This is a genomic window from Corynebacterium tuberculostearicum SK141 (genome assembly GCF_000175635.1).
GTDB classification, from domain to species: Bacteria; Actinomycetota; Actinomycetes; order Mycobacteriales; family Mycobacteriaceae; genus Corynebacterium; species Corynebacterium tuberculostearicum_C.
On record NZ_ACVP01000023.1, the window covers coordinates 112638 to 127054 of the forward strand.

A 14417-nucleotide genomic window follows, 5' to 3' on the forward strand; every position below is an offset into this window, starting at 1 on the left:
CCAAATCTACCGCCCTTCACAGTGCCACGGGCCTTGTGGCCTCATGTCCAACTAAATCGTGCGATCTAGCTTAGGCATCCCATCTTAGTCTGTGGCATTCAACACAATGAGCGGTGGGCCGGATAAACGCTCACGCCCATTGAGACCCTTGACTTCCAGCACCACCACATTGCCAGCGACTTCGGCACCTGCGGACTCAAGCAAAAGCTTGGCACCGTGGAGGGTGCCACCGGTGGCTAAGACGTCGTCGACAAGCACCACGCGCTTGCCCTTGATGTCAACGCCGCTGGCTGGAATCTCCAGCGCCGCGGAGCCATACTCCAGCTCATATTCTTCGGTATATACCGGTGGGGGAAGCTTGCCCTTCTTGCGGATGGCCAAGATGCCTAGGCCCATCTTGTAGGCGACGGCCGAGCCGAGGAGGAATCCACGGGCGTCGAGGCCACCAATCATATCTGCGCCCAATTCCTCGCAGGCGGCCGCCAAGCCGTCCACTACGGTGCGAAATGCCTCTGGGTCCGCCAAGACTGGGGTGAGGTCCTCGAAGAGGATGCCCTCCTCCGGGAAGTCTTGAACGAGGCGAACCTTATCCTTGAGTGCCTGTGCTGCTGATTCGTAGTGCGAACTCATAATCTTCCTTGAGAAATAATTGCGAGAGGTTTTGAACGCCCGATATTCGGGGCCTATTCCTTGTCCGTTGGGGCGGTGCTGTGCCAGCGATCCATATTCCAACCGATGCCCGAGACGCCAGTGTACGGCAGGACGCCTTCCACGTCGCGGCGGACGAGGAAGACGCGCGGCTGCGCGGAGAGAGGAATGGATGGTACATCCTTCCACAGAGCCTCTTCTGTCCTCTTCAGCTCCGCAGAGTTCTTCATGCTCGACTCCACAGTGGAATACTCCGTCTGGGGATCGACTGGGCCGAGGAAGGCGTCGACGGTAGGCGCCCAGGTTTCCGGCTCCATTTCCAAGTAGTGCGGGGACATGAACTCCGCAGACGCGTCCTCGATGGTGATACCAGCCGGCTCACAGGATGCACGAAGTTGTTCCACCATGGCGGCATAACGTTTATCCGGTCCCAAGTAGCCCACCTTGATAGTGGTCCCGTTGAGATCGCCGGCCTTGGCTAAATCGGTGCCCTGGTGATCCTTCCCCACCTTGTCTAGACCGCCGGCGACCGGGTTGGTCACGGAAACGGTACGCAGGTAGGCCGGTGGCACTTCCACACCAGAGGCTGCCGAGCTTGCCTGAGCAACCGCCTGCTGATCGACGCAGGCCGCAAAGCTCTCGCGCGCCCACGGCTCCGCGAATACTCCAGCTTCAGATAGCGTGAGCGTATCCGTTAGCTCGCCGACCATTGGAGTAACCTCGTAGGGGGACTCCCCTGCCTCATCCTTCGTGCTGTCCAGCCAGTCAGGATTTTCGCTTGCGGCATCGACTACGCGCAACGCGCCTTTATCTGCGAGCTTCTGTGCATCAGCCTCCGAAGGCCAGACCACAACATGATCTTCCGCTGGGGCGTCTCCGAAGTACTTTTCGTTTGCTTTGAGAATTATCTCCCCTTCGTCGCCTACCTTGTCAATGACATAGGGTCCAAAGGAGACCTGCAGCTCGGGATCTAGTTGATCCTCGGCCACGGAAAAGCCATAGCGCCATTCCTTAGCAACCGGCGCAAGCGCCTGCATGTCTTCTACTGTCAGGGCGGCGTTGAGTTCCTCAATGCTCAACTCGGACTTCTTGGCCAGCGCATGGGCCGGCATGACCGTGCCGGCGCCAAACATGTGGCGCCAGCGCTGCCCCTGATCCTTGTTAAAGGTCAGGGTGAAGGTTTTGCTTTGGGGCTCACAGCTAAATTCCGAGATGTCATTCATCAACGGCATATGGGAGGCAAATTCAGCTGGATGAGTACCGGCCACATACGTCAACAAGTAATCATCGCAGGTAACAGGAGTGCCATCGGAGAATACGGCGTCCTCCTCCAAAGTGAGCTGAACGCTGCGCTGGTCGCTGCCGGCAACGGGCGGAAGCTCTTCAGTTTCAACCAGATCCGCATTGGGAATTAATTCGCCAGAGGGACCGGGCACAAAAAGCCCCGGATAAAGCCGCGTAGACAGCAGTCCGGCGGAGGTAGCATCACCAAAAGACGTGCCAGCATTAGTGGTGGCCAAGCGGGAATTAACCTGGTAGCCAAAGTATCCATAGGATTCTGGCTCCTGGGGAGCACTAGAGGTGTCCTCCTCGCCGCCCTGCCCGCTACAGGCAGAAGCAGCTAGAGCTAGAGCTGAAACGCACGAGGCAATGGCCTTCCTTCCCCAGTGACGATTTCTAGAACTGCTCTTTGATTTAAGCACCGTAATTTGCCCTCACTTCAGCTACCGCTTCGCCAAAATTTTACTACCGCAAGCTACCGGCCCGGGCGCCAGGTTGCGCCAGGGTGCCCAGTGGACTCGGACGGATCGTCTTCGATCTCAGCCGGGGTGGATTTTGCGCTCACTGGTGAGACCACGGTGCGACCGGAGGATGCTGCGCCGGATTCTACCGCTGCATCCTGGTCCTTGCCGGCACGGTAGTCCGCGACCCGCTTGTTGTGGCGCTTGATCTTCTTGGACATGTTGGCGAAGGTCACGACCAGCGGCGTAGCAAAGAAGATGGAGGAGAAAATGCCCTCGACCACGCCGATGAGCTGGATGAGTGCCAAATCGCGGAGGGTACCGATACCCATGAGCCACACGGCGACCACGAAGAGCGCGATGATAGGCAGCGCAGAAATTACCGAGGTAGAAATCGAGCGCATGACGGTCTGGTTAATAGCCAAGTTTGTCAGCTCAGCAAAGGTCTTCTTGCGCTGGCCCTCGAGGCCTTCCGTATTTTCGTTGATCTTGTCAAAGACGATGACCGAGTCATACATGGAGAAGGTCAGGACGGTAAGCAGACCAATAATGACGGCCGGGGAAACTTCGAAGCCAAAGAGGGCGTAAATACCGGCGATAATCACGCCGTCTGCAATCAGCGCGATGATGGCGGCAAAAGCCATGTTCTTCTGCAGGCGGATGGCCACGTAGACGGTCGCAGCCACCAAGAAGACCAGCATGGCAATGAGCATGCGCTGGGTAATAGAAGAACCCCAGGATTCGGATACCGTGGACGAGCCAATGGCATCCGGGGTGGCCTTGCCGTTTTCATCCTTCGGCTGGAAGTTGTCATAGATAGCCGCGCGGGCCGCATTCACGTCCTCTTGGCTCAGGCGCTCAGAAACGATTTCCAAGGTCTCGGAATCGCCAGCGCCCACGATGTGAACCTGCTCGGGTTCTACACCGGTGGAGTCTTCGAAGACCTGGCTTACCTCGTCTTCCTTGAGGTCGCCTGCCGGCATCGACAACGTGGTGCCGCCTTCGAAGTCAATCGAGAGCGAGAAACCACGAATGAGGATCGCGGCCACTGCGGCCACGATCAACGCGGCGGTGATGCCGTACCACAGCTTGGTGCGACCGATGAAGTCATAACCGCGCTCGTCCTCGTAGAGGCGGTCCATCCGGGAAATCTTGTGCTTAGTCGAAACAGCCATGCTTATTTCTCCTCATCTTCCGCAGCATCTACGGGACGTGCGGTTCCTGCGGCAGAACCTTCTGCCGTTTCCTTGGTGGCTGGCTCCTTTGCACTCACGGATTCAGCAGCGTTCGCTTGACGACGTCCCGATCCGAAGTAGCCGCGCTCACGGCGCTCTTCCACCAGTGCGTAGATACCGCCGAGGCCATTCATCGAAGGTTTAGCGGCAGCCGGACGGCGGCCGACCATCTGCATCAGTGGCGCCATAACCAGGAAGGATACGACCAGGTCGAAGACCGTGGTCAGGCCCATGGTAAAGGCGAAGCCCTTCACCTCACCGATGGCGAGGAAGTAGACCACAACAGAGCCAATCAGGGTCACCGCGTTACCGGTCACAATGGTGGCACGAGCGCGCTCCCACGCCTTTTGCGTAGCGGAGCGGAAGGTGCGTCCCTCGAGGAGCTCGTCCTTGATGCGTTCGTAGTAGACCACGAAGGAGTCAGCAGTTGCGCCCACACCGATGACCAGACCCGCGACACCGGAAAGGTCCAGCGAGTAGCCGATCCAGCGGCCCAGCAGAACCAGGGAGCCATAGGTCAGTACGCCAGAGGCAATGAGGAAGATGAGGGATACGCCGGCCAGCGCGCGGAAGTAGTACAGCGAGTAGGCCATCACGAGTACCAGGCCAACAAGGCCTGCAATGAGGCCGGCCTGCAGAGCGGCCTTACCCAGTGTTGGCGGGATGGACTCTACGGTGCCACCCGGCTCGCCATTTTCACCGGCGAAGGACAACGGCAGTGCGCCATACTTCAGGTTATTAGCCAGGTTTTGTGCCTCTTCCTGGCTAAAGTCACCAGTAATGGAGGTAGCAGAACCGACTGGAGTTGCTCCCTGAATGACCGGTGCGGAAATAACGCCAGAGTCAAGGGTGATGGCTACCTGGTCCTTGAGGTGTTCCTGCGTCAGGTCTGCCCAGGTCTGAGAACCGTTCGGGCCATCACCGGTCTTGAAGGAGAAGTTGATCTCCATCTGGCCGGACTGACCGTTCAGGCCGCCTTCGATCGGAGAATTGGTATCGATCTCGTTACCGGTGAGGCGGGTGCCGTTTTCGTCCTTGATGCCATTGAGAAGCGGTGCTGGCTCCAGAACGTACGGGTTGCCGTTGGAGTAGTCACAAGTAACAAATGGCTTGGCAGGATCATCGGCGCCGGCCAGTGGATCGGTGCTGCCCTGGCAGGTCATCAGCGCGGAGGCCGCAGCCTGGGTGGTCGGGTCCTCGGACTGACGATCCTTCAGCAGCATCTCCGTGACTTCATCGCGGCGCTTAGTCTGCTCGATGGAGTTGCTTGGCTCCTCAAGCGGCTTGGCGCTGACCTTAGGAGCCTTCTGTTTCTTTGGCTCCTTGCCAGTCATCTGCGCTTCTTGCTGAGCGATGGCCTGGGTCATCTGCTCCATCTGCTTATTGGCCTCGTCTGCGCTCAGTACGTCGTACTTCACCCAACGATTGGCCATATCTTCCAGCTCTTTATTGAGCTTTTCCATGTCCGGCATGGATGGCTTTGCCACCGGACGGAAGAACAGCTGCGAGGTCTGGCCCACGGCCTGTGCCTGGGAGGCGTCTTCACCTGGCACGGTAATGACCAGGGTATTGCCGTTGATGACAACCTCAGAACCAGAAACACCCATGCCGTTAACACGCTGTTCCAAAATATTGCGTGCTTGCTTGAGTTGGTCTTGGGTGGGTTCCTCGCCTTGCGGCGCCAGCGTTACGCGGGTACCGCCCTGCAAGTCGATGCCAAGCTTTGGAGTGCTTTGACGGCTACCAGTTAAAAAGATAAGCGCATAGATAACAACCACAATGAGAACGAAGAGCGCGATCGCACGCTTCGGCCATTGGCGTTTGCTATTTTTCATAGCGCCACGGGATTTTGCGGACAACGATAATCTCCTGTGCTGCTTATAACAGGGTGTTTAAACATTAAATACGGCCCCGCCATACGGCGCAGGCACGTCAACAACGCACAATCGTACGTCATCAGGCGGAGTTTTCCTTAACGAGGGCCGGAAAAGGCCCAAAGTGTGACGGGGTCTACGCTCCGCGAAGGCCCCACCTACCTAGCAAACATTAAGGTAACTCTTAGGAAGTGGCGGGCTATTTCTTCTCCTCGCCGTCAAACGGAGGGTACTTCTCATCTGGCAGGTCATCTGCCGCATCATTCTTCTCTTCCCCAGCAGCGGGACGAGACAGGTTATTGGCCTCTTGTTCGGTGCGAATCACGGCCATCTTGTCAAAAGTAACCACCACGCCAGGCGCGATTTCTAAATCCACATCCTTGTCGCTGGTGCTGCGCACCACGCCGTGCACGCCGCCCGCCGTAACGATGGCGTCGCCCGGCTGCAGGGAATTCTGGAGGGCCTGCATCTCATTTTGGCGCTGGCGCTGCTTTCGCATGGCCATAAACGAGGGAACGACGAAGAGGATGCCAATAATGATGAGAATGATGATTTCCATAGCACCCTAGTGTGCCAGACGGCGGTGCACACAGGAACCCCAGGGTGCGTCGCCAAGCAGGCTAGCCCTTGAATTAAAACAGCCCGGCCGCGCCCTCCGGCGGGGTAAGCCCCAGGTGTCGCCATGCTGCAGCGGTAGCTACACGGCCGCGTCCAGTGCGCGCAACCATCCCGGCACGCACCAGGTAAGGCTCACACACCTCCTCGACCGTCGAGGGCTCCTCGCCCACTGCGATGGCCAGCGTGCTCACGCCAACCGGTCCACCGCCGTGCCCCTTAATCAAGGCATTGAGCACCGCCCGGTCGAGGCGGTCAAGTCCCATGTCATCTACGTCAAAGACTTCGAGCGCTCCCTGGGCCGCGCTGAGATCAATCAGGCCGGTGCCATTGACCTCGGCATAGTCACGCACGCGGCGCAGCAAACGGTTAGCAATACGCGGGGTTCCGCGCGACCGAGAGCCAATTTCTACCGCCGCATCGTGGTCAATTTCCACGTCCAAGATGTGGGCGGCGCGCTTGATCACCTGGGTGAGATCGGCCGTGTCGTAGTACTCCATCTGCGCGGTGAAACCGAAGCGGTCGCGCAATGGGCCCGTGAGCATGCCGGCACGCGTGGTCGCGCCAACCAAGGTAAAAGGCGGAATCTCTAGCGGAATAGAAGTAGCACCAGGCCCCTTGCCCACAATGACGTCAATGCGGAAGTCCTCCATTGCCATGTACAGCATTTCTTCTGCTGGCCGGGCAATACGGTGGATCTCATCGATGAACAAGACATCGCCTTCCATCAGGTTAGAAAGCATTGCGGCCAAATCACCGGCGCGCTCCAAAGCCGGCCCGGAAGTCATACGCAGCGAGGTGCCCAGCTCCTGGGAAATAATCATCGCCATGGTGGTCTTACCCAGGCCAGGCGGGCCAGAGAGCAGAACGTGGTCCGGCGTAACTCCACGATTCTTAGCGCCTTTGATCACCAAGGAAAGCTGCTCGCGCACCTTGGGCTGGCCTATAAACTCATCCAGCGACTTCGGGCGCAATGACCGCTCAATATCATGTTCCTCGGAGTGTGCGGTCGCTTCGACGTCGCTATTGCGCTGCGAAGAATGCGCCGCGTCGACGCCGTCGGGGAGGTTAAATTCGGTGCGCTCAATATCGGACATGATTTTCAGCCTTCCTGCCGGTTATTTCTTCTTGCCCAACTGCGCCAGCGCCGCACGCAAGAGAGAAGACGTATCGACATCGGGATTTTCCGCGTAGGCGGATTCCACCACGGGACGCGCTCCTTTATCGGTAAACCCAAGGCCAACAAGTGCCTCAGTCACGCTCTCTACCACGGCACCACCGGCCGGCGCGATGGCGGTCTCAACCGAGCCTGCGGCGGCAGGCTCGCTTGGCGCAAAACCCGCTACCTTATCTTTCAGCTCCAGCGCCAAGCGTTGGGCCATACGCTTGCCGACGCCCGGGATAGACTGCAGCGCCTTCACATCTTCCGCACCAATTGCCGCAGCAAGCTCCCCTGCCCCCATGACCGACAGCGCCGCCAAGGCAAGTTTAGGCCCTAGGCCGGACACGGATTGCAGCACGTGGAACATCTCGCGATCCTCATCAGCGCTAAAGCCATAGAGAGTCAGAGAATCTTCCTTGACCACCAAGTTAGTAAGGACCGTGGCTTGTTCCCCGCGGCGCAAGGTGCCCAGTGTTTTTGGGGTAGCCAGAAACTTGTACCCCACGCCTGCACAATCGATAACCCCATGGTCGAGTCCAATATGGATTACCTCTCCACGCAGTGCAGCAATCATTGGCTTCTCATCCTTCCACTCTCAGTAAATTTCTCTACCGCTTCTTAGCTTGTCCGCGCACGCCACTTGTCTTGGCCCCAAGCCCAAGACCATTCCGGTCCATCCGCGCAATAGCAGGGGCACGCCAACAATGACATACCGCCAGGGCAAGTGCATCGGCGGCGTCGGCAGGCTTGGGCGGCTCCGTCAACCCCAGAATACGGGTAATCATGGTGGTCATCTGCTTCTTGTCTGCGCGTCCGTTCCCAGAGATGGCCTTTTTCACCTCGGACGGGGTGTACATGTACACCGGAATATCACGTTCAGCCGCAGCCAGCACCAGCACCCCTACGACGTGGGCCGTTTGCATGACTGTGGACACCTGGCCGCGTTCGAAGACGCGCTCGATCGCAACCACATCTGGCGAATAGTCATCCATCCACTCTTTCGCTGCCACCGAAAGGCGCAGGAGGCGCTCCGTCAAGTCCTTATCACTGGGGGTGCGAACCACGCCGACCGAAACGGGAAGGATTGCTCGGCCACGACCAGCCTGAACCACGGACAGTCCGCAGCGCGTCAAGCCTGGGTCAATTCCCATCACGCGCATTCCTTCTAGGTTCATCTCTCCCCCATTGTCATGTCGGCACCACCGTGCACTGCCTACCGCCCCATTATGGACTACACACAGGTGTTCTACAAGCGTAGCATCCAGTCAACCCATGGAAAAGCGCCGGCAACGCCTCCTGCGAACAATATCCGCGGAGCGCTACCGGCGCTAAGAGCCGTCGTTGCTACGAGGTGGTTAGTCCTCGTTCAGCTCGGCCAGAACCTCGTCGGAGAGATCCATATTGGTGTAGACGTTTTGCACATCGTCGGAGTCTTCCAAGGCGTCGATGAGGCGGAAAATCTTCTTGGCGTCATTGGCCTCCAGCGGCACCTCGACAGACGCACGGAAGTCATTGTCGGAGTCATCAACCTGAATGTCAGCTTCCTTGAGCGCGTCCTTGACTGCCTGCACGTCCGTCGGCGCGCAAACAATCTCAAACTTCTCGCCCTGGTCCTTGACCTCTTCCGCACCTGCTTCCAGCACGGCCATCAAGACGTCATCCTCCGTCAGCTCGCCCTTTTCTACCAAGACGTAGCCGGTACGGGTGAACATGTAGGCCACAGAGCCGGACTCACCCAGGTTGCCGCCGTTCTTGGACATCGCAGTGCGCACGTCGGTCGCCGCACGGTTGCGGTTATCCGTAAGGCACTCAATGAGCATGGCTACACCGTTCGGGCCGTAGCCTTCGTACATGATGGTTTCCCAATCGGCGCCGCCGGCCTCTTCACCGGAACCGCGCTTGCGAGCACGCTCAATGTTGTCATTGGGGACGGAGGCCTTCTTGGCCTTCTTGATCATGTCATCAAGTGTTGGGTTAGCCGCTGGGTCACCACCGCCGGTACGAGCCGCCACTTCGATGTTCTTGATCAGCTTGGCAAATTCCTTGCCACGCTTGGCATCGTTGGCAGCCTTCTTATGCTTGGTAGTTGCCCATTTCGAGTGGCCTGACATGTAGTCCCTTTCTAATCGGGTGCTGAAACTGGTGGCAATTATACGTGTGCTGCACGAATGCGTGAAAGCGACCCCCTTATAAGCGGGACGTTCTTATACATTGTGCCAATTGCCATGGGCAGAGCCGCTGCCCAAAATTTCATCTAAGTAACGCGTAAGCCCCTCTTGGTTCACCAACGCCACCAATTCACCCTGCTCGGTAAAAATCTTGCCACGCGCAACCGCCGTAGCATTCGACGCTGTGGGTGATACCTGCTCATACAGCAACCACTCATCCACGCGGAAGGGGCGCAGGAACCATATCGCATGGTCAAGGCTGGCCAATTGCACCTTTTCTCCCTGATGCGGAATAAGCGCGGAGCGAATCAGCGTCATATCAGACATATAGGTCAGCGCCGCACGGTGAAAGGAAGAACCCGCAGGCAGCCTGCCAGTATTGCGGAACCAGATATACCGATAGCCGGCGCCGGTGCGCTCTGCAGCCACCGGATCGCGGCCTTCTTCTGGCACGAGGCGAATATCCCACTCCTCCCACTCTTTGAGGATGATCCGGGTGGAGTACGGGGCTCCGCCGCCCATCCGAGCTGCTTCCTCGGGCCCTGGCACCTCTGGCGCAGGATCCTGATGCTGCGGGCCGCGATCCCTGTCGCGATGGAAACTAGCCATAAGAGTAAAAAGGAGCACGTCACCCTGGTAGACGCGTACCTGCCGGTTGGCGAATGATTTCCCCTCCCGAATGCGTTCGACCCGGATCTCAATTGGTTGGCTCGCATCGCCAGGGCCTACAAAGTAGCCATGCAGGGAGTGGATGTCTTTGCCAGACACAGTGCGCTGGGCTGCGGCCACTGCTTGCGCAGCAATCTGCCCGCCAAAGGTACGCTCAATCCGCGACTCCACAGCAGGGCCTGTAAAGACATCGGCCGTTTTCGTTTCCTCGACAGCCAAGACCTCGCGAATGGATGGCATCTGCACGCTCCCTATGCTCTACGTCACTTCTGCCAGCGTTTGCTGACCACACTACTCACCGGACGAGCCGACAGTTGGTTTTTCCAATTCGTCCCCCCACTTCTGGGCGCAAAAGTAGAGGAATTTTCTAGAAGAAACTATGTCCGCTACCGAAGCTGGCGCGCATTGAATAAAGTCTTTCTAGTGAAACGCATCGCTTCTGTTCCAGCAGTATGGATTGGGTGGGTCATCGCCCGCCTGGTCCTTATTTACCTACTCAAGATTGACCACAATCCCAGGGGCGATGTCGCATACTATTTTGCCGGACTCTTTGGCGACGACCCGACGATGATGACCGAATACCCTCACTCGGGCACCTGGCCCACGGTGGTCTTGGGCTGGCTGACCGGTGAGAATATCACCGCATTCTATATCGGCTTCACCATCATGACCCTGCTAGTGGACGCCGCCTTTTTAGCCCTCCTTCTGCGTCACCACGCGACTCAACCGCGCAGTTTCCAGGCCGCCTGGTTCTGGGTCCTCTTTGGCACCGCAGCTGGCCACACCTTTGTGTGGCGTCTCGATATATTCCCCGCCCTAGCCGTGGCCGGGGCAGCTGCCCTTCTAGCTACCCGCCCGCTCATCGCCTCGGCGGTACTGGGTTTTGCCACCACGATGAAGCTATGGCCAGGAGTCCTCGCTGCCGGCTTAGTGGGCCGCTTCAACAGATCCGCAACCTGGCAACGCCTACTCGCGTTTTTCTGCACCATCGTCGCAGTCTGCACCGTCACGATTGCTGCCTCTGGTACCGAGCGCCTGCTTTCACCGCTGAACTATCAGGGCGTGCGCGGTCTCCAGTTGGAGTCCATCCCGGCGACGTTCCTGTTGCTGCAGGCACATCGCACTCCAGGGCGCTGGCACTTGGGCTACGCCCCGTCCAAGAGCTTTGAGATTTCCGGGCCTGGCGTAGATACCGCAATGACGTGGAGCACGATTGCCACCATTGCCATGCTCGTTTTCGCAGTGGGCTGGGCGCTGTACCGGCTGTGTGCCGGCGGGTGGACCACCCGCACAACCATGGCGTTTTTTACCGTTATGGTCCTGCTGCTCATCGCGACGAATAAGGTTTTCTCCCCGCAATACATCGTCTGGCTGGGCCCCTTGCTTGCCGTGGTGATCCGCCAGCGCCTTCCGCAAGAATTCGCCCCCTTGCGGATATTCCAAGGCTTGTTAGCGTCCTGCACCATTATCGCCGCCGTGCTGGGCACCTTGGTCTACCCATTCAACTATGACTACATCTGGAACCACGTGGGCGAGAACATGTTCGCCGTCTACCTATTGGTAGCCCGCAATATCCTCATCGTTGTCATGGCCATCATCGGACTTGTCTGGTTTGCAGTCGAGGTGGCTCTGGCTTCGAAGATCGAGCAGGCGCAGATGCAGCAGCAAGCGCCTAACGCCCCGGAGGAAGACCCGGCCGCTAGCACCGAGGCGAAGCCGGTATTCCGCCGCCGACGCGGCCGGCACGCACTTGCGTCCTGAAATTGAGGTAGAACTGCTGCCTACTCGGCCAGCATATAGTCAAAATATTCCGGCAGCTTCGCGGTGCCGCCCAGATGAAAGAGCCGTACCGCAGGTCGCAGACGCAGCGCCCGAGTGTCGCTGACCGCCTCATTGTAGAAGCGGTGGGCAAGTTGGATGCGGCCCTCGGCGTCGGCAAGCGCGGCCGGGCGACGGTCCGCAGGAAACTCCCGCACGATGGCGGCAGATAGTTCCCGCTCGGCCATCGTGCGCGGTTCGAAGTGTCCTTGATAGAGCTCGGTAGATTCCGCCCGCTGAGCTAGCGCCGCGAGCTCTGGTGCAACGGCCGCTGTCACCGCTGCCCTGCGGTCTAGTGCCGCCTGTAGCTGGGCCAGCGAGGCATCAGTGCGGATGTGCAGCGAGTTAAGCCGCTGGGCGGTAAAAAGCGCCCACAAACCTACGATGATAAGTAGGAAGAGGACTAGGGCAATTTCTATGGCCATCAACGCTTTACCCTCACCTTGGTACCGTCTTGGACAGTCTCGTAGACCTGCATCACGGCCGCCGCTACATGGTCCCAATCATAGGTGCTGGCGCGTTGGACGCCATTGCGCACCAACTGGGCCCGATACTCGGCATCATCAAGCACCTCGTTGAGGACGCGAGCCAGATCCTCGCTGTCTTCATTGCGAAAGAGTGCGCCGGCAACCTCGTCGGAATCGGCATTGCACACCGCACGGAAGGCTTCCAGATCGGAAGCAACGACAGCTGCGCCGGCCGCCATGGCCTCTACCAGCACGATGCCGAAGCTTTCGCCACCGGTATTGGGGGCCACGTAGACATCGGCACGGCCCAGGATTTCTGCCTTTTCGGCGTCGCTGACCCGGCCTACAAAATCCACACCCTCGACCTCGCGGGCGCGGCCACCGCCCATGATGGTTACACGGATATCGTGGTGTACTTGGCGGAGCGCGCTCAGCAGGATATCGAGGCCCTTGCGCGGTTCATCCAACCGTCCCAAGAAGACAACTTCCAAGGGATCGCCGGGGGCTTTGGCCGGGCTGCGGCGCCGAGCCTGCGCGTAGACCGATGTATCCACGCCGTTGGGAATGAGCACCGGGTCGCCGCCCAATTGCTCCACCTGCCACCGCCGCGCCATATCGGATACCGCGATGCCGCCGCGGATCTTTTCCAAGAAGGGAACGAGGAATGGTTTGGCCAGAGTCAGCACCAGGGAGCTCGATGCAGAGGCGTGATAGGTCGCCACCAGTGGGCCTTGGGCCACGGCCAGCGCGGTCATGGAAAAGCTCGGGGAGTTAGGCTCATGGATGTGCAAGACATCGAAGTCGCCCTGCTTGATGAATTGCTTTACCTTGCGTGTTACGTGGGGTCCCACGGACAGGCGCGCCACCGAACCGTTATACGCGATGGGGAAAGCCGGCCCTCCCTTGACTACGAAATCTGGCAGCTGGGTGGATTCCGCAGCGGGGCCAATGACCTGAACGTGGTGCCCTTGCTCAATGAAAACTGTGGCTAGATCAAGGATATGGGCTTGAACTCCACCTGGTTCATCGAAGGAATAGGGGCACACGATTCCTATGCGCACTAGCTCTCCCCTTCCTGCGATGGCCCGGTGTGGCGGGCATTGCGGGCTTCTTTGCCCGCCCGCGCTTGCCGACGCCTCTCTATGTCCACATTCCACTGCGGCTGCAGCATATGCCAATCCTCCGGGTGGCGGCGGATATTGGCGGCGAAGCCATCGGCCATGCGCTGAGTTGTCTCCTGCAGGTCCGTTACCTCGAGCTCAGGAGACACAGAGAGCCCCCAGCCCTCGCCCTCAAACCACGAGTGCACCACGTGCAGGGCGGCGCCGGTCTCTATAGCAAGCTGTGCGGGACCGGCGGCCATATTGGCCTTTTCCCCCATGAAATCCACGGTAACGCCGCTTCGGGTCAGGTCGCGCTCAGCCAGCAGGCAGACCACGCCACCGGCTTCCAGCACCTCTTTGAGGCGGGCAAAAGGCGAGGATTCGCCGCCGGTGAGGGGAAGAACCTCAAAGCCAAGGGTTTCGCGGTAGTCCACAAAGGCGTCGAAAAGCACTGCGGGCTTAAGGCGCTCCGCAACGGTGGTGAACTGCCCATAATGGCCAACGAGGAAGACGCCCGCCATATCCCAATTCCCGGAATGCGGCAACGCCAAAATGGTGCCGCGCCCGGATTGAGCCGAAGCATCAAAATGCTCGAGGCCTTCCAAGCCACTGAGCAAGCGCTCATGCAGCCCGGCATCACCGTGGATGGCTGGCAGGCGGAAGGCCTCCATCCAATAGCGCATATAGGAGCGCACGGAATCGCGCACCAACGCGCGGGTAACGTTTTCTGGGCCTACCACGCGCGCCAGGTTGCGGCGCAAGCCCTCCATTCCGCGACCGTTGCCGCTTGCGTAGTCCGCACCCCAGCGAAAAAGCGTGCGCGCGATGGGCTCGGGCAGACGGCGCACCACCTTCCACCCCGCGAGGTAACCCGCCGCGGAGAGGTCTTCTTTGTCCCACATGGTGTTACAACCTC

Annotated in this window: 14 protein-coding genes; 1 reads left to right on the plus strand and 13 read right to left on the minus strand. The window is 59.0% G+C overall.

Annotated features, from left to right (window positions below; translation table 11 throughout):
* Window positions 1-84: 84 nt before the first annotated feature.
* The 10 genes from CORTU0001_RS06995 to CORTU0001_RS07040 form a co-directional block, all read right to left on the minus strand.
* Window positions 85-630, minus strand: a complete 546-nt coding sequence (locus CORTU0001_RS06995) for an adenine phosphoribosyltransferase (RefSeq protein ID WP_005324978.1) — start codon at window positions 628-630, stop codon at window positions 85-87.
* Between the two features lie 53 nt (window positions 631-683).
* Entirely contained in the window at window positions 684-2168 is a 1485-nt protein-coding gene (locus tag CORTU0001_RS07000) for an ABC transporter substrate-binding protein (RefSeq protein WP_005328511.1), read from the minus strand.
* A 236-nt stretch (window positions 2169-2404) separates the two neighbouring features.
* Window positions 2405-3565 carry a protein translocase subunit SecF gene (gene secF, locus CORTU0001_RS07005; RefSeq protein WP_005324980.1) on the minus strand — a complete coding sequence of 387 codons (1161 nt, stop codon included), beginning with the start codon at window positions 3563-3565 and terminating at the stop codon, window positions 2405-2407.
* Between the two features lie 2 nt (window positions 3566-3567).
* Window positions 3568-5460: a protein translocase subunit SecD gene (gene secD, locus CORTU0001_RS07010; RefSeq protein ID WP_034668424.1), complete on the minus strand. Its 1893-nt coding sequence runs from the start codon at window positions 5458-5460 to the stop codon at window positions 3568-3570.
* Window positions 5461-5698: 238 nt separating this feature from the next.
* Window positions 5699-6058: a preprotein translocase subunit YajC gene (yajC, locus tag CORTU0001_RS07015; protein WP_005328518.1), complete on the minus strand. Its 360-nt coding sequence runs from the start codon at window positions 6056-6058 to the stop codon at window positions 5699-5701.
* A gap of 73 nt (window positions 6059-6131) precedes the next feature.
* Window positions 6132-7211, minus strand: coding sequence for a Holliday junction branch migration DNA helicase RuvB (gene ruvB / locus CORTU0001_RS07020; RefSeq protein WP_005328519.1), 1080 nt, complete (start codon window positions 7209-7211; stop codon window positions 6132-6134).
* A 21-nt stretch (window positions 7212-7232) separates the two neighbouring features.
* Window positions 7233-7850, minus strand: a complete 618-nt coding sequence (ruvA, locus tag CORTU0001_RS07025; protein ID WP_005328521.1) for a Holliday junction branch migration protein RuvA — start codon at window positions 7848-7850, stop codon at window positions 7233-7235.
* A 34-nt stretch (window positions 7851-7884) separates the two neighbouring features.
* Window positions 7885-8451, minus strand: a complete 567-nt coding sequence (gene ruvC, locus CORTU0001_RS07030) for a crossover junction endodeoxyribonuclease RuvC (RefSeq protein ID WP_005328522.1) — start codon at window positions 8449-8451, stop codon at window positions 7885-7887.
* A gap of 180 nt (window positions 8452-8631) precedes the next feature.
* Window positions 8632-9387, minus strand: coding sequence for a YebC/PmpR family DNA-binding transcriptional regulator (locus CORTU0001_RS07035; protein ID WP_005328529.1), 756 nt, complete (start codon window positions 9385-9387; stop codon window positions 8632-8634).
* A gap of 93 nt (window positions 9388-9480) precedes the next feature.
* On the minus strand, window positions 9481-10353 hold the full coding sequence (locus CORTU0001_RS07040) for an acyl-CoA thioesterase (protein WP_005328530.1): 873 nt from the start codon (window positions 10351-10353) through the stop codon (window positions 9481-9483).
* Window positions 10354-10536: 183 nt separating this feature from the next.
* Here CORTU0001_RS07040 and CORTU0001_RS07045 point away from each other — a divergent pair, with 183 nt between their 5' ends.
* Entirely contained in the window at window positions 10537-11874 is a 1338-nt protein-coding gene (locus CORTU0001_RS07045) for a glycosyltransferase 87 family protein (RefSeq protein ID WP_005328531.1), read from the plus strand.
* A gap of 20 nt (window positions 11875-11894) precedes the next feature.
* Here CORTU0001_RS07045 and CORTU0001_RS07050 read toward each other — a convergent pair whose 3' ends face one another.
* Genes CORTU0001_RS07050 through CORTU0001_RS07060 form a run of 3 tightly spaced genes read right to left on the minus strand, consistent with a single transcriptional unit; the run spans window position 11895 to window position 14403 of the window.
* Window positions 11895-12356 carry a hypothetical protein gene (locus CORTU0001_RS07050; RefSeq protein WP_005328532.1) on the minus strand — a complete coding sequence of 154 codons (462 nt, stop codon included), beginning with the start codon at window positions 12354-12356 and terminating at the stop codon, window positions 11895-11897.
* Complete coding sequence (locus CORTU0001_RS07055; protein ID WP_005328533.1) at window positions 12356-13459, minus strand: glycosyltransferase family 4 protein; 1104 nt, start codon at window positions 13457-13459, stop codon at window positions 12356-12358. Before CORTU0001_RS07055 ends, CORTU0001_RS07050 begins: the two co-directional genes overlap by 1 nt.
* Window positions 13459-14403 (minus strand): phosphatidylinositol mannoside acyltransferase, encoded by a 945-nt coding sequence (locus CORTU0001_RS07060; protein ID WP_005328534.1) that lies wholly within the window; start codon window positions 14401-14403, stop codon window positions 13459-13461. Before CORTU0001_RS07060 ends, CORTU0001_RS07055 begins: the two co-directional genes overlap by 1 nt.
* Window positions 14404-14417: the final 14 nt, after the last annotated feature.